The sequence below is a fragment of the Streptomyces sp. NBC_01197 genome (assembly GCF_036010505.1).
Lineage (GTDB): Bacteria > Actinomycetota > Actinomycetes > Streptomycetales > Streptomycetaceae > Streptomyces.
In genome coordinates this window covers 6,407,871-6,426,512 of the sequence record NZ_CP108569.1, presented here as the reverse complement: position 1 = coordinate 6,426,512, position 18,642 = coordinate 6,407,871, and the positions used below count along the sequence as shown (strand labels likewise).

General features: G+C 71.4%; 18 protein-coding genes. 8 read left to right on the top strand and 10 right to left on the bottom strand.

Annotation, left to right across the window (positions count from 1 at the left end):
- Nucleotides 1–117 precede the first annotated feature (117 nt).
- From OG452_RS29540 to OG452_RS29515, 6 genes are all read left to right on the top strand, one after another.
- On the top strand, nt 118–840 hold the full coding sequence (locus tag OG452_RS29540; RefSeq protein WP_327298604.1) for a GntR family transcriptional regulator: 723 nt from the start codon (nt 118–120) through the stop codon (nt 838–840).
- Nucleotides 837–1,835, top strand: a complete 999-nt coding sequence (locus OG452_RS29535; RefSeq protein ID WP_327298603.1) for an ADP-ribosylglycohydrolase family protein — start codon at nt 837–839, stop codon at nt 1,833–1,835. Before OG452_RS29540 ends, OG452_RS29535 begins: the two co-directional genes overlap by 4 nt.
- Before the next feature lie 79 nt (nt 1,836–1,914).
- Entirely contained in the window at nt 1,915–3,378 is a 1,464-nt protein-coding gene (locus OG452_RS29530; RefSeq protein ID WP_327298602.1) for a purine-cytosine permease family protein, read from the top strand.
- Entirely contained in the window at nt 3,375–4,349 is a 975-nt protein-coding gene (locus OG452_RS29525) for a PfkB family carbohydrate kinase (RefSeq protein ID WP_327298601.1), read from the top strand. Before OG452_RS29530 ends, OG452_RS29525 begins: the two co-directional genes overlap by 4 nt.
- Nucleotides 4,350–4,593: 244 nt before the next feature.
- Nucleotides 4,594–5,481 (top strand): bile acid:sodium symporter family protein, encoded by an 888-nt coding sequence (locus tag OG452_RS29520; protein WP_327299824.1) that lies wholly within the window; start codon nt 4,594–4,596, stop codon nt 5,479–5,481.
- A 111-nt stretch (nt 5,482–5,592) separates the two neighbouring features.
- Nucleotides 5,593–6,294 carry a L,D-transpeptidase family protein gene (locus OG452_RS29515; protein WP_327298600.1) on the top strand — a complete coding sequence of 234 codons (702 nt, stop codon included), beginning with the start codon at nt 5,593–5,595 and terminating at the stop codon, nt 6,292–6,294.
- A gap of 70 nt (nt 6,295–6,364) precedes the next feature.
- Here OG452_RS29515 and OG452_RS29510 read toward each other — a convergent pair whose 3' ends face one another.
- From OG452_RS29510 to OG452_RS29475, 8 genes are all read right to left on the bottom strand, one after another.
- A complete protein-coding gene (locus OG452_RS29510; RefSeq protein WP_327298599.1) occupies nt 6,365–6,922 on the bottom strand; it encodes an arginine repressor in 558 nt (185 codons plus the stop codon).
- Between the two features lie 19 nt (nt 6,923–6,941).
- Entirely contained in the window at nt 6,942–8,126 is a 1,185-nt protein-coding gene (locus OG452_RS29505) for an acetylornithine transaminase (protein WP_327298598.1), read from the bottom strand.
- A complete protein-coding gene (gene argB, locus OG452_RS29500) occupies nt 8,123–9,046 on the bottom strand; it encodes an acetylglutamate kinase (protein WP_327298597.1) in 924 nt (307 codons plus the stop codon). Before argB ends, OG452_RS29505 begins: the two co-directional genes overlap by 4 nt.
- Nucleotides 9,043–10,194, bottom strand: a complete 1,152-nt coding sequence (argJ, locus tag OG452_RS29495) for a bifunctional glutamate N-acetyltransferase/amino-acid acetyltransferase ArgJ (RefSeq protein WP_327298596.1) — start codon at nt 10,192–10,194, stop codon at nt 9,043–9,045. Before argJ ends, argB begins: the two co-directional genes overlap by 4 nt.
- Nucleotides 10,191–10,325, bottom strand: a complete 135-nt coding sequence (locus tag OG452_RS29490; RefSeq protein WP_327298595.1) for a hypothetical protein — start codon at nt 10,323–10,325, stop codon at nt 10,191–10,193. Before OG452_RS29490 ends, argJ begins: the two co-directional genes overlap by 4 nt.
- Nucleotides 10,322–11,350 carry an N-acetyl-gamma-glutamyl-phosphate reductase gene (argC, locus tag OG452_RS29485; protein ID WP_327298594.1) on the bottom strand — a complete coding sequence of 343 codons (1,029 nt, stop codon included), beginning with the start codon at nt 11,348–11,350 and terminating at the stop codon, nt 10,322–10,324. Before argC ends, OG452_RS29490 begins: the two co-directional genes overlap by 4 nt.
- 304 nt (nt 11,351–11,654) lie before the next feature.
- Nucleotides 11,655–14,036 carry an excinuclease ABC subunit UvrA gene (locus tag OG452_RS29480; RefSeq protein ID WP_327298593.1) on the bottom strand — a complete coding sequence of 794 codons (2,382 nt, stop codon included), beginning with the start codon at nt 14,034–14,036 and terminating at the stop codon, nt 11,655–11,657.
- 137 nt (nt 14,037–14,173) lie between these two features.
- Nucleotides 14,174–14,530: a VOC family protein gene (locus OG452_RS29475; RefSeq protein WP_327298592.1), complete on the bottom strand. Its 357-nt coding sequence runs from the start codon at nt 14,528–14,530 to the stop codon at nt 14,174–14,176.
- Between the two features lie 279 nt (nt 14,531–14,809).
- Between OG452_RS29475 and OG452_RS29470 the strand changes: the two genes are divergently transcribed.
- The gene (locus tag OG452_RS29470) at nt 14,810–15,283 is read left to right on the top strand and encodes an SRPBCC family protein (protein WP_327298591.1); all 474 of its coding nucleotides are present in this window, start codon (nt 14,810–14,812) and stop codon (nt 15,281–15,283) included.
- Between the two features lie 206 nt (nt 15,284–15,489).
- Here the strand turns inward: OG452_RS29470 and OG452_RS29465 are convergent, their stop codons facing one another.
- Both OG452_RS29465 and OG452_RS29460 read right to left on the bottom strand, forming a co-directional pair.
- A complete protein-coding gene (locus OG452_RS29465) occupies nt 15,490–16,065 on the bottom strand; it encodes a histidine phosphatase family protein (RefSeq protein ID WP_327298590.1) in 576 nt (191 codons plus the stop codon).
- Between the two features lie 116 nt (nt 16,066–16,181).
- Entirely contained in the window at nt 16,182–17,618 is a 1,437-nt protein-coding gene (locus OG452_RS29460) for an aminotransferase-like domain-containing protein (protein ID WP_327298589.1), read from the bottom strand.
- Between OG452_RS29460 and OG452_RS29455 the strand changes: the two genes are divergently transcribed.
- Nucleotides 17,617–18,564, top strand: coding sequence for a DMT family transporter (locus OG452_RS29455; RefSeq protein WP_327298588.1), 948 nt, complete (start codon nt 17,617–17,619; stop codon nt 18,562–18,564). The two genes, OG452_RS29460 and OG452_RS29455, sit on opposite strands and share 2 nt — an antisense overlap.
- Nucleotides 18,565–18,642 lie beyond the last annotated feature (78 nt).

Genomic DNA, 18,642 nt, shown 5'->3' with positions numbered 1-18,642 from the left:
GTATGCCTTGTCAAAAGTGCTGGTGAGAGACGCCCCCGAGAAGCCATCAAATGAGCCCGGGAAAGTTTTTGCCGTGAACCATGGACTGGAGGGGTGCGCTCCGCTTAGTTTCTAGACATGCCTGGACAGGTTCATAAGCATCACCGCATCTCCCGCATCCTCGCCGAGGAGATCCGCGCCGGAGTGCACGCCGACGGCAGCAAGCTGCCGGGCGAGCACACCCTGCGGGAGCGCTTCGGGGTCAGCCGCACCACCGTGCGGCAGGCCCTGAACGAGCTCGGCGAGCAGGGACTGATCGCCACCCACGCCGGAATCGGCTCGTTCGTCACCTTCGACGGGACCCCCCTGGACAACCGGCTCGGCTGGACCCAGGCCCTCGCCGACCGGGGCACTGAGCTGACCACCGATGTGCTCCGGTTCGAGACGGTCACCGATCAGCCGCTCGCCGCCGAACTCGGTCTGGCGACGGCCGAGTTCATCGCGCTGGACCGGGTCAGGCGGCTGCCCGGCGGGCACGGCATCTCGCTGGAGCGCAGCCGGGTGCCCTCGGTCGGCGCGCTCGCCGGACTGCCCGAACGCGGCCTGGAGGACGGTTCGCTGCACAAGGCGCTCGTCGCCGCGGGCCGGATCGCCGACTCCGGCGAGGCCCGGATCTCGGTCTCCGGTATCAGCGGGGCCGACGCCGCGACGCTGCACCGCTCGCCCGGTGAGGCGTTCCTCCACCAGTCCCAGGTGTTCCGGGCCGCGGACGGCTCCGTGGTGGAGCAGGTCACCAGCCTGCTCGACCCGTCCAGGTTCCAGCTGCACGTACGCACCACCGGCCGAGGAGGCCACGCATGACCGACCCGCACCTGCTCGACCGCGCCCTCGGCGCCTTCTACGGCCTCGCGCTCGGGGACGCCCTGGGCATGCCCACCCAGGTGATGTCCCGCGAGGACGTCGTACGGGTCTACGGCAGCATCACCGGCTTCGAACCCGCACAGCACGACAACCCGGTCAGCGCCGGGATGCCAGCGGGCTCGGTCACCGACGACACCGACCAGGCGGTCATCGTGGGCGGGCTGCTCGTGGCGGGCGGCGGGCACATCGACCCGCTCCGGTTCGCCGCGGAGCTGCTCGCCTGGGAGAAGGAGATGAAGGCCAAGGGCTCCTTCGACCTGCTGGGGCCCTCCACCAAGGCGGCTCTCGACGCGGTGGCGGGCGGGGCCGACATCAAGGAGGCCGGCAAGTACGGCACCACCAACGGCTCCGCCATGCGCGTCACCCCCGTCGGCATCGCGACCGGCCTGGAGCCGCTGCCGCGCTTCCTCGACCGGGTGGTGGAGTCCTGCCAGGTCACGCACGATACGAACGTGGGTATCGCGGGCGCGGCGGCCGTCGCGGCAGCGGTGAGCACCGGTGTCGCGGGGGGTACGCTCGACGACGCCTTCGCGGCGGCGGTCACCGCGGCCCGCGAGGGCGCCACACGGGGCAACTGGATAGCCGGGGCGGACATCTCCGCCCGGATCTCCTGGGCCCGCGAGCTGGTGCGCGGACTGGACGAGGCCGAGGCCGTCGACCGTATCGTCGCACTCATCGGCACCAGCGTGGCCAGCCAGGAGTCCGTCCCCGCGGCCTTCGCCGTCCTGGCGCTGACCGGTGGCGACCCCTGGCGCAGCACCCTGCTCGCCGCCAATCTCGGCGGTGACAGCGACACGATCGGGGCCATCGCGGGCGCAGTCGCCGGGTCCGTGAGCGGGCTGGCGGGGCTGCCCCCCGACGCCGTACGCACGCTCCGGGCCGTCAACGGGCTCGCACTGGAGCCGCTGACCGAGCGGCTCCTCGCGCTCCGCTGAGCCCCCGCCCCTATTCCGCAACGCACCCGTTCCCGCTACGCACCCATTTCCGCTACGCACCGTGCAAGGAGGTTCCGTCATGACCGCTTCGACGAAGAACGTTCGCGTCGGCACCGTGGAGACCCGGGGGATCGAACCGGTCCCCGAGAGCGAACGCCATGGCCACGCCGGCCAGATGTTCTGGACCTGGTTCGCCGCCAATATCTCGCTGCTCGGGCTGCCCCTCGGTGCGACGCTTGTCGCCTTCCGCGGCCTGAACATCTGGCAGGCGGCGCTGGTCGCCGTCGTCGGTTCGTTCGGCTCGTTCGCGCTGGTCGGCGCGTTGAGCATCGCGGGCCAGAAGGGCGGAGCCCCCGCGCTCACGCTGTCCAGGGCGGTCTTCGGGCAGCGCGGCAACGCGGGTCCGACCCTGATCACCTGGCTGAGCCGGGTGGGCTGGGAGACGATCACGACGACCACCGCCGCGTACGCACTCCTGGCGCTGCTCGGGGTCGCGTTCGGGGTGCACAAGAACACCGTGCTGACCGTGGTCTGCCTGCTGGTCTTCATCGCCTGCACCCTGCTGATCAGCGGCCTCGGCCACGCCACCATCATGTGGATCAACAAGTGGGCCACGGTCCTCTTCGGTGTGCTGAACCTGATCGTGATGGGCTTCCTGGTCGCGACCGTCGACTGGTCCAAGGTGCTGCACGCTCCGACCGGTCCCACCAGCGGTGTCATCGCGGGGATCGGGTTCATCGCTGCGGGCACCGGCATCGGCTGGGCCAACGCGGGCGCGGACTACGCCCGTTACCTCCCACGCTCGGTGCCGGGCTCCCGGCTGATCAGCGCGTCCGCCTTCGGCGCCGGTATCCCGCTGGTCCTGCTGATCTCGCTGGGATCGCTGCTCACCGCGGGCGATCCGACGCTCGCCACGGCGTCGGACCCGGTCGCCGCCATCAACGCGATGCTGCCGTCCTGGATGGCGATCCCGTACCTGATCGCGGCGTTCGGCGGCCTCCTGATGTCCAACCACCTCTCCACCTACTCGGCCGGCCTCACAATGATCACGCTGGGACTGAAGGTGCCGCGGGCCGCGGCGGTGCTCGTCGACGTCGTCCTGATGTTCCTCGGCGGCATCTACTTCATGCTGATCGCCGGTGACTTCTACGGCCCCTTCTCCACCTTCCTGACCCTGCTGGCCGTGCCGATCTCGGCGTGGATCGGGGTGATCGCGGTGGACACGCTGCGCGGCCGTACGTACGACGACCAGGCCCTGATGGACACCACCCGTACCAGCCGCTACTGGTACACCGGCGGCTTCCGGCTGCCCGCGGTCCTCGCCTGGGTCGCCGCGATCGTGGGCGGGCTCCTCTTCACCGAGGCGTCCACCGGCAAGGACGACGTCTGGTTCTCCGGTCCGCTGGCCGGGAGCTGGTTCGGCACCAACGGACTGGGCTGGGCCGTCTCCATGGGCGTCGGCGCCGCCGTCTATCTGCTGGCCGGACGCCGCTCCCCGGTGACCGCCGCCCCCGAGCCCGCCCTTGAGGAGGCCGTCCGATGAACCCCCGTCTGGTCCTCGCCGGAAACGTCATCGTCGATCTGGTGATCGGGATCCCCGCGCTGCCCGAGCGGGGCGGCGACGTCATCGGCTCGCACGCGTCCCGGACGGCGGGCGGCGGATTCAACACCCTGGTCGCTGCCAGCAGACTGGGCACGGAGGCGGTGTACGCGGGGCTGCACGGTACGGGCCCGAACGGCGATCTCGTACGGGAGGCGCTGGCCGCGGAGGGCGTGCGTACCGTGCTGCCGGTCCGCGAGGACGGCGACACCGGCTTCTGCGTCGCTCTGGTGGACGCCGGTGGCGAGCGGACGTTCGTGACCAGCTTCGGGGTCGACGCGCGGCTGACCGCGGCGGAACTGGCCGTGGTGACCGGGCGGCTCAGGGACGGGGACACGGTCCAGCTTTCCGGGTACGGCCTGGTCATGCCGGTGAACGGCCCGCTGCTCGCCCGCTTCACCGCCGGGCTGCCCGCCGGGGTCACGGTCTGCTTCGACCCGGGGCCACTGGTCGCCGACATCCCCGGGGAGATCCTCGGCCCGGTCCTGGCCCGGACCGACTGGCTCAGCTGCAACGCCCGCGAGGGACGGCTGCTGACCGGGCACGAGGATCCGCACCTGGCCGCCGCCGCGCTGCGCGAGCGGCTCACCCCTGGAGCGGGAGTGCTGGTGCGCGCCGACAAGGACGGCTGCCTGCTGGCGGCGCCCGGTGCGCAGCCGGTCCACGTTCCGGGCTTCCCGGTGGACGCGGTCGACAGCAACGGGGCGGGCGACGCCCATGTCGGGGCCTTCCTCGCCCTGCTCGGCCGGGGGCTCGACCCGCTGTCGGCGGCGCGTGGCGCCAACGCGTCGGCGGCCTTCGCGGTGACCCGACGCGGCCCGGCGACCGCACCCGGTCTCGCGGAGCTGGTGGCTTTCCTCGGTGACGACCCGCTCGCCGGGCGGCTGGCCGCACTGCCCGCCCGGTCGATGTAAGTACCACATAACGAGACGGGATTGCGGCGGAGTGCGCGAGGAGCGTTGCATCACTCAGGTGCAGAACGAACAGCAGAACGAACAAGTGATCCAGGAATCCACCGGTCCGACCGGCCCTTCCGGTCCCGCCCGTACGTCCGAACCCGGTGCCACCGACTCCGGTACACCCCACTCCGGTACGGCCGACTCCGGCGCCACCGACCGCGCGGCCCGTCGCGCCGTCACGGTTTTCCCCGTACTCGTCCTGGTGGCGGGGGCGATAGGTCTCGCTTCACCGGGCACCTTCGCCGGGTGGAGCCTCTCCGTCCCGTATCTGCTGGGCGTGGTCATGTTCTGCATGGGGCTGACCATGACCAAGGTGGACTTCCAGGGGGTCGCGAAACGGCCGTGGGCTGTGGCGCTCGGGCTGGTCGCACACTATGTGATCATGCCGGGACTCGGCTGGCTGATCGCCCATGTCCTCGGCCTCTCCCCGCAGTTGGCAGCCGGCGTCATCCTGGTCGGCTGCGCGCCGAGCGGCACGGCGTCCAACGTGGTCACCTATCTGGCGCGCGGCGATGTCGCCCTCTCCGTCTCGGTGGCCACCGTCTCGACGGTCCTCGCTCCGCTGGTGACGCCGCCGCTGACGCTGCTGCTCGCGGGCGCCTACCTGCCGGTCGACGCGGGCTCGATGATGACCGACATCCTCAAGACGGTGCTGCTGCCGGTGCTCGCGGGGCTGGCGGTGCGGTTCCTGGCGGGCCGTTACGTGAACCGGGTCCTTGGCGCGCTGCCCTGGCTCTCCGCCGTCACCGTATCGGTCATCGTCGCGGTCGTGGTGGGCGGCAGCGCTACGGCGATCAAGTCGGCGGCGGCGATGGTGCTGCTCGCCGTGGTCCTCCACAACGGCCTCGGGCTGCTGCTCGGGTACGGAGCGGGCAAGGCAGCCGGTCTCGGGAAGCCGGGGAGCCGGGCCATGGCCTTCGAGGTGGGCATGCAGAACTCGGGCCTGGCCGCTTCCCTGGCCACCGCCCACTTCAGCCCGTTGGCGGCGCTGCCCGCGGCGATCTTCTCGGTCTGGCACAACGTGTCCGGGGCGCTGGTCGCGGCCTGGATGTCGTACCGGTCCCGGAAGGCCGGGAACGCCGCCTAGTACGCCTGGCCCGGTGAGAGGGCACCGCGGACCACTGCCCGCACACCGCCACTGGACCGTACGGAGCAGCAGAGAGGGCGGGATGCCGAGCCGCCGCATACGGTCCGGACCATGCGCAGATTCCTGGTGGCAGGTTCGGTTCTGCTGGCCGTCGCGGGTTCTCTCGCGGCCGTTCCCGCCGGTGACGGTCCGCTGCCCGAACAGCTCGCCGACACCGGCGGCGGCTCCCAGCTGATCACCGTGGAGGCCGCGGCCCCGCACTCCACCACCGGCAGGCTGACCTGGTGGGACCTGCGCGACGGCAGCTGGCACCAGGCAGGCTCCGCGGCGGCCCGCTTCGGCGCGAAGGGGCTGGCCGACGGCGCGAAGCGCAGACAGGGCACGGCCACCACACCCACCGGCGTCTTCGACCTGCCGTACGCCTTCGGGATCAAGGCGGCCCCGGCCGGGACCCGTTACCCCTACCGGGCGGTCAACTCGGATTCGTGGTGGTGCGAGGACAACTCGTCCCGTGCGTACAACCGCTGGGTGGACCCGCTACCCGCGGACTGCCGGGCCGGTGACGCGGAGCGGCTGGGCAACTATCCGACGCAGTACGCCCGGGCGTTCGTCATCGGGTACAACTACGCGCGGCCGGTGCACGGCCGGGGTGCCGGGATCTTCCTGCATGTCAACGGCAGTGGCGCGACCGACGGTTGTGTGTCCGTACCGGCGGCCGCGGTCGACCGGATCCTCAGCTGGGCCGTCCCCGGGCGCCGTCCGCACATCGCGATCGGCACCCGGTCGGGGCCGACCGCCCTGACCCGTTACTGACGCCCAGGGACGCCCAGCGGCGTCCCAGGGATTGGCCGACGCCCTGGGGCCCGCTGTTGCTCGGCGCGGCTCAGCGCGGGTTCTGCGCCAGCCGCAGGAGGTGGTCCGCGAGCGCCTGGCCGCCCGCCGGGTCCCGGCTGATCAGCATCAGCGTGTCGTCCCCGGCGATCGTGCCCAGGATGTCGTGCAGTTCGGCCTGGTCGATGGCCGACGCGAGGAACTGGGCCGCGCCGGGCGGAGTGCGCAGCACCACCAGATTCGCCGAGGCCTCCGCCGAGATCAGCAGCTCGGATGAGAGTCTGCGCATCCGCTCCTCCTTGGCGGACTCGCCGAGCGGCGCGTGTGGTGTGCGGTAGCCGCCCTCGCTGGGCACCGCGTAGATCAGCTCACCACCGGTGTTGCGGATCTTCACGGCGCCCAGTTCGTCGAGGTCGCGGGAGAGCGTCGCCTGGGTGACGCTCAGCCCGTCGTCGGCGAGGAGCCTGGCGAGCTGGCTCTGCGAGCGCACCGGCTGCCGGTTGAGGATGTCCACGATCCGGCGGTGGCGGGCGGTCCGGGTCTGCGGGACCGAGGGCCCGCCGTGCTCGGTGTCCTGCGCCTCGTGCTCGGTCTGCTGCGCGTCGGTCATCGTCGCCTCACTCTGCGGATCACTCTTCCCCGTCGGCCTGGTCGAGAACGCCGGGCAGCGCCTGAAGGAACGCGTCCACGTCGTGGTCACCGATGATCAGCGGCGGCATCAGCCGTACGACATCGGGGCTGGTCACGTTCACCAGGAAGCCTGCGTCCTGAGCCGCCTGCTGCACCCGGTGCGCGCGGGACTCGGTGAGCACGATACCCAGCAGCAGTCCGGCGCCGCGGACCTGCCCGACCAACGGGTGCCCCAGCGCCTCGATTCCGGTGCGCAGCTTCTCGCCCGTGCGCTTCACCCGGTCGAGGATTCCGTCCGCCGCGATCGTGTCGAGCACGGCGAGTCCGGCGGCGCACGCCACCGGGTTGCCGCCGAAGGTGGAGCCGTGCTGACCGGGCTGCAGCAGTTCGGCAGCCGCCCCGAACGCCACGGCCGCGCCGAGCGGGAGCCCGCCGCCGAGCCCCTTGGCGAGCGTGACGACATCGGGCTCGACCCCTTCGTGCGCCTGGTGCTCGAACCAGTGGCCCGTGCGCCCGATCCCCGTCTGCACCTCGTCGAGCACCAGCAGCGTGCCGGTGGCGCGGGTGATCTCCCGGGCGGCCCTGAGGTAGTCCGCGGGCGGGACGACGGCGCCGTTCTCGCCCTGGACCGGTTCGATGATGACGAATGCGGTGTTCTCCGTGACGACCGCGCGCAGGGCTTCCGCGTCGCCGTACGGGACATGGGTGACCACACCGGGCAGCGGCTCGAAGCCGTTCTGCTTGGCTGGCTGGCCGGTGAGCGAGAGCGCGCCCATGGTCCGGCCGTGGAAGGCGCCCTGGGTGGCGACCATGTGCGTACGCCCGGTGAGCCGGCCGATCTTGAAGACCGCCTCGTTGGCCTCGGCCCCCGAGTTGGCGAAGTACACGCGGCCCGCGCGGCCGAAGACCTGGAGCAGCCGTTCGGCGAGCGCGACGGGCGGTTCGGCGATGTAGAGGTTGGACACATGGCCGAGCGAGGCGATCTGCCGCGAGACGGCCTCGACGACCGCGGGGTGGGCGTGGCCGAGCGCGTTGACCGCGATGCCGCCGACGAAGTCGGTGTACGCGGTGCCGTCGGCGTCCCACACGGTGGCGCCCTCGCCGCGTACCAGGGAGAGCTTCGGCGTGCCGTAGTTGTCCATCAGAGCGCCCTGCCAGCGCTGTGCGAGTTCCTGGTTGCTCACGACTCCCCCTCGGTGGCGCCAGTGGTTTCCGTATCGGTGTCCGGCACGACCATCGTGCCGATGCCCTCATCGGTGAAGATCTCCAGCAGGATCGCGTGCTGGACCCGCCCGTCGATGACGCGGGCGGTGGTGACTCCGTTGCGCACGGCGAAGAGGCAGCCCTGCATCTTGGGGACCATGCCGCTGGCCAGCTCCGGAAGGAGCTTCTCCAGTTGCTTCGCCGTGAGCCTGCTGATGACGTCGTCGCTGTTGGGCCAGTCCTCGTAGAGGCCCTCGACATCGGTGAGGACCATCAGCGTCTCGGCGTTCAGCGCGGCGGCCAGTGCGGCGGCCGCCGTGTCGGCGTTGACGTTGAAGACGTGGTTGTCATCGGCGCTGCGGGCGATGGAGGAGACGACGGGGATACGGCCGTCGTCGAGCAGCGCCTCGATCGCGCCGATGTCGATTCCGGTGATCTCGCCGACCCGGCCGATGTCGACGGCCTCGCCGTCGATCTGCGGGAAGTGCTGGACGGCTGTGATCGTGTTCGCGTCCTCGCCGGTCATGCCGACCGCGAACGGGCCGTGCTGGTTGAGCAGTCCGACGAGTTCGCGCTGCACCTGGCCCGCGAGGACCATCCGTACGACGTCCATCGCCTCGGGCGTCGTCACCCGCAGCCCGGCCTTGAACTCACTGACCAGGCCGTGCCGGTCGAGCTGTGCGCTGATCTGCGGGCCGCCGCCGTGCACGACGACCGGCCTGAGTCCGGCGTGCCGCAGGAAGACGACATCCTGGGCGAAGGCGGCCTTCAGCTCATCGTCGATCATGGCGTTGCCGCCGAACTTGATGACGACGGTCTTGCCGTGGTGGCGCGTCAGCCAGGGCAGCGCCTCAATGAGGGTCTGCGCCTTGGGGAGCGCGGTGTGCTTGCGGGTGCTCATGAGCTGTACGCGCTGTTCTCGTGGACGTAGTCGGCCGTCAGGTCATTGGCCCAGATCACGGCCGACTCGCCGCCCGCCGCCAGGTCCGCGGTGATCGTGACCTCGCGGTACCGCATGTCGACGAGGTCGCGGTCCTCGCCGACGGAGCCCTTCTTGCAGACCCAGACGCCGTTGATGGCGACGTTGAGCTCGTCGGGCTCGAAGACGGCGGACGTGGTGCCGATCGCGGAGAGCACCCGGCCCCAGTTGGGGTCCTCGCCGTGGATGGCGCACTTCAGCAGGTTGTTACGGGCGATGGAGCGCCCCACCTCGACGGCGTCGTCCTCGGTCGCGGCGTTGACCACCTCGATCCGGATGTCCTTGCTGGCCCCCTCGGCGTCGCCGATCAGCTGGCGGGCCAGGTCGGCGCAGACCGTACGGACGGCCTCGGCGAACTCCGCTTCACCGGGCACCACTCCGGAGGCACCTGAGGCGAGCAGCAGCACGGTGTCGTTGGTGGACATGCAGCCGTCGGAGTCGACCCGGTCGAAGGTCGTGCGGGTGGCGGCGCGCAGCGCCCGGTCCAGAACCGGGCCGTCCACGTCGGCGTCGGTGGTGAGCACGACGAGCATGGTGGCGAGGCCGGGGGCGAGCATGCCCGCGCCCTTGGCCATCCCGCCGACGCTCCAGCCGTCCCCGCCCGCGACTGCGGTCTTGTGGACGGTGTCGGTGGTCTTGATGGCGATGGCGGCCTTCTCGCCGCCGTGCGGGGAGAGTTCGGCGGCGGCCCGCTCGATACCGGGCAGCAGCTTGTCCATGGGCAGCGGCAGGCCGATGAGGCCGGTCGACGCGACCGCGACCTCGCCCGCGTTGCCGCCGAGGACTTCGGCGGCCTTCTCCGCGGTGGCGTGGGTGTCCTGGAAGCCCTTGGGCCCGGTGCAGGCGTTGGCGCCACCGGAGTTGAGGACCACGGCCCCGACGGTCCCGCCCTTGAGTACCTGCTCGGACCAGAGGACCGGTGCGGCCTTGACGCGGTTGGAGGTGAAGACTCCCGCGGCGGCCAGCCGGGGGCCGGCGTTGACCACGAGGGCCAGGTCCGGTCCGCCGCTCTCCTTGATTCCGGCGGCGATGCCCGCCGCCGTGAATCCCTTCGCTGCCGTGACGCTCACTGCATCTCCTCGTTCGCCCCGCCGCTGTGGCGGCTCGTGTCACTGCCGGCCGCGCTGTGCTGCGGCGCGGCCCCGGTCTGCCGGCGCCGTACGGCGGTTGCCCGGCCGGAGGCCGTGCGTGCGCCGCTCACGGCGCCAGTCCGATGGTGGAAAGCCCTCGGTCCTCGGGGAGTCCGAGTGCGATGTTCATGCTCTGCAGGGCGCCGCCCGCGGTGCCCTTGGTGAGGTTGTCGATGGCGCTGATGACGACGATCCGGCCGGCGGCGACGTCGTACGCGACCTGGATCTGCACCGCGTTGGAGCCGTAAACGGCGCCGGTCGACGGCCACAGCCCCTCGGGCAGCAGCTCGGCGAACGGCTCGTCCGCGAGGGCCTTCCCGTACGCCGCACGGAGCGTCTCGGCGCTCACACCGGGCTTCGCCTTCGCGGTGCAGGTGGCGAGGATGCCGCGCGGCATGGGCGCGAGGGTCGGCGTGAACGAGACGGTGACCGGCTCGCCGGCCGCCGCGCTGAGGTTCTGGATCATCTCGGGGGTGTGCCGGTGTCCCCCGCCGACCCCGTACGGCGACATCGACCCCATCACCTCGGAGCCGAGGAGGTGAGGCTTGGCCGCCTTGCCGGCGCCGGACGTGCCGGAGGCGGCGACGATCACCGCTTCGGGCTCGGCGAGGCCGGCCGCGTACGCCGGGAAGAGTGCGAGGGACACCGCTGTCGGGTAGCAGCCGGGCACGGCGATCCGCTTCGCCCCGGCGAGACCGGTCCGTCCGCCGGGCAGCTCGGGCAGACCGTACGGCCAGGTCCCCGCGTGCGGGGAGCCGTAGAACCGCTCCCAGTCCCCGGCGTGCTTCAGCCGGAAGTCGGCGCCCATGTCGACGACGAGGACATCGCCTCCGAGCTGCTCGGCCACGGCGGCGGACTGCCCGTGCGGCAGCGCGAGAAAGACAACGTCGTGACCGGCGAGAACGTCCGCGGTGGTCGGCTGGAGCACGCGCCCGGCCAGCGGCCGCAGATGCGGCTGCAGGGCGCCGATCGTCTGGCCCGCGTTGGTGTTGCCGGTGAGCGCACCGATCTCGACATCCGGGTGGCCCAGCAGCAGACGGAGGAGCTCCCCGCCGGCGTATCCACTTGCCCCTGCCACCGCTGCACGTACCGCCACCGAAACCTCCTCGTCGATGGCATGACTATACGCAAGCCTGCACTTTTATGCAATTATGCAAAGGCTGCTCGGAGGCTCGGCAGGAGCGGGAGATTCCGTCCGGCGATCCATGGCGGCCGTACGGAACCTCAGGCAGGTAAGGGTCATCCCATCCGGAGACGGACGGAGCAGGACCCGCGCCACGATGGCAGCGTCCTTGCCCGAGCAGAGGAGCCCCTTCCATGTTGCACCGTGTTCGTTCTCTCCTGCTGACCGTCCCGCTGCTGTCAGCGGGCGTCCTGATGCCGGCCGCGCCGGCTTCCCGTCAGGCGTCCACGTACGCCGCGAGGTGTTCCCCGGTGAGGGTGGAGCGGGCGGCGACCAGATCGGCTGGGGTGCCCTCGAAGACGATCCGGCCGCCGTCGTGGCCCGCGCCGGGACCGAGGTCGATGATCCAGTCGGCGTGCGCCATCACCGCCTGGTGGTGCTCGACGACGATCACCGACTTACCCGAGTCCACCAGCCGGTCGAGCAGACCGAGCAGCTGCTCGACATCGGCGAGGTGGAGCCCGGCGGTCGGCTCGTCCAGTACGTAGACGCCGCCCTTCTCGGCCATGTGCGTGGCCAGCTTGAGCCGCTGCCGCTCGCCGCCGGACAGCGTGGTGAGCGGCTGTCCGAGGCTGAGGTAGCCGAGCCCGACATCGGCGAGCCTGGTGAGGACGGCGTGCGCGGACGGTGTGCGCGCATCGCCCGCGCCGAAGAACTCCTCGGCCTGAGCCACTGACATCGCGAGCACCTCACTGATGTCGCGTCCGCCGAGGTGGTGGTCGAGCACCGACGCCTGGTACCGCTTCCCCTCGCACTCCTCACAGGTGGTCGCGACGCCGGCCATCATCGCCAGATCGGTGTAGATGACGCCCGCACCGTTGCAGTTGGGGCAGGCACCCTCGGAGTTGGCGCTGAACAGCGCGGGCTTCACGCCGTTGGCCTTCGCGAACGCCTTGCGGATCGGTTCGAGCAGTCCGGTGTACGTCGCCGGGTTGCTCCGCCGTGAGCCGCGGATCGGTTCCTGGCCGATCGACACCACACCCTCGTCGGCGTGGATCGACCCGTGTACGAGCGAGCTCTTGCCCGAGCCCGCGACGCCGGTGACGACGGCCAGCACCCCGAGCGGGATGTCGACGTCGACGTCACGCAGATTGTGCGCCGTCGCGCCACGGATCTCCAGCCTGCCGGTGGGCGTGCGCACCTTCTCCTTGAGGGTGGACCGGTCGCCGAAATGGCGGCCGGTGAGGGTGCCACCGGCCCGCAGCCCCTCGACGGTGCCCTCGAAGCAGACGGTGCCGCCCTCCGTACCGGCACCGGGGCCGAGGTCGACCACATGGTCGGCGATCGCGATGGTCTCCGGCTTGTGCTCCACGACGAGCACCGTGTTGCCGTTGTCCCGCAGCCGCAGCAGCAGGTCGTTCATCCGCTGGATGTCGTGGGGGTGCAGACCGATGGTGGGCTCGTCGAAGACGTACGTGACGTCGGTGAGCGAGGAGCCGAGGTGGCGGATCAGCTTGACCCGCTGTGCCTCGCCGCCCGACAGCGAGCCCGAGGGCCGGTCGAGCGAGAGATAGCCGAGGCCGATCTCCACGAACGAGTCGAGGGTCTGCCGCAGTTTCACGAGAAGCGGCGCCACCGAGGGGTCATCGACGCCGCGGACCCACTCGGCCAGATCGCTGATCTGCATGGCGCACGCGTCGGCGATGCTGGTCTTCCCGATCCGCGACGACCGGGCCGCCTCGGCGAGCCGGGTGCCGTCGCACTCGGGACAGACGGTGAAGGTGACCGCCCGGTCCACGAACGCCCGGATGTGCGGCTGCATCGCCTCCCGGTCCTTGGAGAGCATCGACTTCTGGACCCGGGGGATCAGCCCCTCGTAGGTCATGTTGATGCCCTCGATCTTCATCCTGGTCGGCTCGCGGCGGAGGAAGTCGTGCAGCTCCTTCTTGGTGTACTTGCGGATCGGCTTGTCCGGGTCGTAGAAGCCGGACCCGCTGTAGAGCCGGTAGTTCCAGCCGCCCGCCTTGTAGCCGGGGACGGTGATGGCGCCCTCTGCGAGCGACTTGGAGTCGTCGAAGAGCTGAGTGATGTCGATGTCGGTGACCGAGCCCCGGCCCTCGCAGCGCGGGCACATACCGCCGGTGATGCTGAAGCTGCGCCGTTCCTTCACCGTCTCCCCGCCGCGCTCCATCGTGACCGCGCCCGCTCCGCTGACCGAGGCGACGTTGAAGGAGTAGGCCTGGGGCGAGCCGATGTGCGGCTTCCCGAGCCGGCTGAAGAGGATGCGCAGCATCGCGTTGACGTCGGTCGCGGTGCCGACCGTGGAGCGAGGATCGGCGCCGATCCGCTGCTGGTCGACGATGATCGCGGTCGTCAGCCCTTCGAGTACGTCGACCTCGGGCCGCCCCAGCGGCGGCATGAATCCCTGCACGAAGGCGCTGTAGGTCTCGTTGATCAGCCGCTGCGACTCCGCGGCGATCGTCCCGAAGACCAGGGAGCTCTTACCCGAGCCGGAGACGCCGGTGAACACCGTCAGCCGGCGCTTCGGGATCTCGACGCTGACGTCCTTGAGGTTGTTCACCCGCACGCCGTGCACGCGGATCATGCCGTGGCTGTCGGCAACGTGCGCAGGCGGCTGTGCGCCCGTCCTCCTGGCCATGCTGATCGGTTCTCCATCTGTCGGGCGGTCCGCACTCGCGGTATCCGCCGGTGTCACCCGGCCAGGCCGGACTCGCTCCGGCCGGGCGGTCCGGCTCTCCCGCCGCGCGGAAGTGGAAGTGGAAAGGGGGCCTGCGCTCACTTGTCCTGAAGCAGTCCCAGGACATTACCGTCGGGGTCGGTGACCGTGGCGACCAGGCGGCCCCCGCCGACGTCGTGCGGGGGCTCCTTCACCACGGCACCGGCGGCGGTCACCTCGGCCAGCTTCGCCTCGATGTCCGGCACCTGCCAGTAGGTCACCGGCCCGGTCATGCCCTGCTCCGCACCGCCCGGCACCAGCCCGATGTGCTGGCCGCCGGTCTCGAAACCGACGTAGTACGACTCGTCGGCCACCGGCGCTACGCCGAGGAGGGCGGTGTAGACCGACTTGGCCGCCGCCAGGTCGGATACGGGGTGCAGCACGGTCTTGATGCCCTGGGTTGCTGAGCCGCTCATGGTCACTCCTGAGGTCGTGGGTCGCATCCACCCGGTGCGTGGCTGCTGACGTCCATGGAAATCACGCTAATGCGGCTCGCCGACCCCTGCTTCTCGATTCCTGACCGGTTGCCGGCCGGCCCCGTGATCGGCCTGCCCGCCCCGGACCGCCGGCCCGGCGGGGACGGCCACTGGCGGGCCCCGCCCGCGCGGGGCACCGGGCGCGCGCATGTGATCCGATGGGGACGACCGCCCTGTTGTCCAGCCGTGGAAACCAGCCGTGGAAAGAGGCGTTCGGCCATGTCCAAGGAACCGTTCCGCAGTCCGGATCTGACATCCAGGCCCTTCCGGCTGACGACCGGACACCCTATGGGCGCCGCCCCCGGGGTCCTCTATCTGGCCTGGACCGAACGGTTCGACCAGTGGTTCGCGGCCCCCGGTTCGGTACGGATGACACCCGAGGAGGGCGCGCCGTTCTTCTTCGAGACGGAGTACGCGCCCGAGCCGGGCGGCCCGGTTGTCCGGCACCCGCACTACGGCCGGTTCCTGCGGCTGGAGCGGGACCGCCTCGTCGAGGTCACCTGGGTCACGGGTGCGGGCGGCACCGAGGGCGCCGAAACCGTGGTCACCGTCGAACTCGCACCGGAGGGGGACGGGACGCTGCTGACGCTCACCCATGCGGGCTTCGCCGACGAGGAGTCCTGCGAGCGCACCGCCGACGCCTGGCCCCTGGTCCTCGAACAGCTCGACCGGCAGACCGCGCCGGCCGGCTGAGGCGACGGCACACGGGAGCGGCCGGTTCACCCCCGGCCCGGTCCGGACGCGCAGCCCTGCCGCAGCGCCGCGGCGACCAGCCCCTGAATCTCCTCGCGCGGCACACGCCGACCGGACACCGCGGCCGCTGCCGTGACAGGAGAGGTCCTGACAGGAGAGGTGCTGACAGGAAAGGCCCCTGCCGGATCACCGGGACCGGCTTCGGGTCAGCGGGCAGCTGTCTCCAGACGCAGGCTCCAGCGCCCCGGCAGACCGGTGAGGGTCGCCGTGGAGAGCGGAGGCACGTCGACGTTCCAGTACGTCGACGGCGGCGCCCGGAGCGCGTAGACCAGGGCGGCCCGGACGACGGACGGTTCGGCGACCGCGACGATGGAGCCGTCGCACGGGGGCCGGGTCTCCAGCCAGTTCCCTATCCGCGAGATGAAGCCCATCAGTGACTCCCCGCCGTGCGGGGCCGAACGCGGGTCGGAGAGCCAGACGTCGACGGCTGCCGGTTCGCGTGCCGTCACCTCCGCCAGGGTAAGCCCGCGCCACCGCCCCATGTCGCAGTCGCTGAGGGCGGGTTGGAGCAGCGGCGCGAAGCCGAGGGCGTCGCCGGTGGCGCGGCTGCGGGCGGTGGGCGAGCAGTAGCGCAGCTCGGCGGCGGCCAGCGGGACGAGGAAGCTCGCCGAGAGCTGCACCTCGTGCCAGCCGGCGCGGTCGAGAGGCCGGTCGTCGTCGAAGCGCTCGGCGAGCCGGGAGGAACTGCGTGCGGCGGCGACCAGCGTGACGCGAACGCTCATGGCCGCGATCGTGCGACCGAAACCCCGACGGGTCAAGAGGCGGCGGCAAACCGGCACCCGGGAGCGGGGAGCGGCGTACCCCGCGCCCCCTCAGCCGGGCACCTCGACCGGGCACCTCAGCCGAGCACCTCGTCGCACGCCGTACGCAATCTCCGTACCCCTTCGGCGATCTCGCCCCGCCCCGCCACCCCGGCGAAACTCAGCCGTAGATGCGGAGCGGGCGGTTCGGCGGAGAAGTACGGGCGGCCCGGTGCGATGGCGACGCCCGCGCGGAGAGCCGCGGAGACCACCGCAGCCTCGTCCGTGCCGTCGGGCAGCCGCAGCCAGAGGTGGTAGCCACCGCTGGGGATGTACGGGAGGTCCAGTTCGGGAAGACTGCTGCGGAGCGCCGCGGTGAGTGTGTCTCTGCGGCCCTTCAACTGCCCCGAGACGGACCGCAGATGGCGGTTCCACGCAGGCGATCCGACCAGCTCGACGGTGGCCTCCTGGATCGGCCGCGGGACGAAGAAGCTGTCGACGACCTGGATCGAGCGCAGCCGTTCGAACACCGGGCCGCGTGCGGCCAGCACCCCCACCCGCAGACTGGGCGAGGTCGCCTTGGTGAGCGAGCAGACATGGACGACCACACCGTCGTGGTCGTCGGTGGCCAGCGGTCTCGGCAGGGGCCCCGCGTCCTCGTGGACGAGCCTGCGGACGAAGTCGTCCTCGATGACGAACGCCCCGGCCTCCCGGGCGATGCGCAGCACCTCCGGGCGGCGGGCGTCGCTGAGGACCGCACCGGTCGGGTTCTGGAAGAGCGGCTGGCAGACGAAGACCCGGGACCCGGTGGCGCGGAACGCGTCGGCGAGCAGTCCGGGGCGTACGCCGTCAGGATCCACCGGGACCGGCACCGGCCGCAGCCCGGCCGCGCGGGCGACAGCCAGCATCCCCGGATAGGTCGGGGATTCGACGAGTACGGAGGCGCCGGGCGGGGCGAGCGCGCGCAGGGCGGTGCTGATGGCGCTCTGGCCGCCCGCGGTGACCAGGATGTCGGCCGCGGTGACCGGTCCGCCGATCCCCCGTGCGAACCACTCGCGCAGCTCGGGAATCCCGTCGACGGGGGGCCGCCCCCACGCCCCGGGCCTGCGGCCCGCCCTGGCGAGGGCGGCGGCCATCGCCTGCTCAGGCTGGAGCGAGGCGTGCAGATAGCCGCCGTTGAACTCGATGACGCCCGGCGGTGGCGCGGCGAGCGTGACCAGCACCCCGGACGCGTCCACCGCGCGGGGAGCGGCGTCGGTGGCCCCGTCGGCGCTGAGCGCGATCTCCTGCCAGGAGGTGTCGCCGGGGGCGGGGGTGTCCTCACGGGGCCGCGCCCGGAACGCTCCGGCGCCCGGGCGGGTCACGACGAGGCCCTCGGCGGCGAGCTGGGCGAGCGCCCTGGAGACGGTCACCGGGCTGACCCGGTAGGCCTCGACCATGGCCCGGCTCGACGGCAGCTTTCCATCAACCGGATAGCGATCGAGCTCCGCTTTCAAGGATTTCACCAGCTCGGTCACACTGCTACGCTCATACATGACAGCACAGAATAGCGCTACCGACGATTCATCGATAGCAGTCACCGGCAGCAGAGGTGACAGCACCGTGGGCGGGACCGGCCACACGGCTCGCAACGGCACCCTGCTGGCCGGACTCGGGGTCGTCTCCTTCTCGCTGACGTTCCCCGCGACCGCCTGGGGCCTTGAGGGCTTCGGTCCCTGGTCGCTTGTCTCCGTACGCTGCGTGCTCGCCGCTCTGCTGGCGGGCGGCGCCCTGCTCACCCTGCGTATTCCCGTCCCCGACCGGCGCCACTGGGCCGGTCTCGCCGTGGTGGGCGCCGGGGTGGTCCTGGGCTTCCCGCTGCTGACCACGCTCGCCCTGCAGACCTCCACGACCTCGCACGCCGCCGTGGTGGTGGGGCTGCTGCCGCTCACCACGGCCGTCTTCTCGGCTCTGCGGACCGGTTCACGGCCGTCCCGCGCCTTCTGGGCCGCGACCCTGGCCGGGGCAGCCGTGGTGATCGTGTTCACCGTGCAGCAGTCCGGCGGGGCCCTGTCCACGGGTGACATGTATCTCTTCGCCGCTCTGCTGATCTGCGCCGCCGGATACACCGAGGGCGGACGGCTGGCCCGCGAGATGCCCGGCTGGCGGGTGATCGGCTGGGCGCTGATCCTCTGCCTGCCGCTCGCCGTGCCGGCCGCCGCCGTGGCGCTGACGCTCGAACCCGTACACGTCACCGGCCACAGCATCGCCGGGATGCTCTGGCTGGCGGCAGGTTCCCAGTTCCTGGGGCTGGTTGTCTGGTACCGCGGCATGGCCGAGATCGGCGTCGCCAGGGCCAGCCAGCTCCAGCTCGCACAGCCGCTGCTGACCCTGGTCTGGTCGGTCCTGCTGCTCGGCGAGCACCTTCCGGTGGCCGCTCCCGTCGCCGCCGTCGCGGTCCTCGTCTGTATCGCGGTCACTCAGCGCTCCAGGACGAGATAGGACGAAAAGTCCTGATTTGCAAAGTGAGCGGTGGTTAACCCGGCGCCCCGGCCACCCGCAGGTCGGGGGTAACGTCTG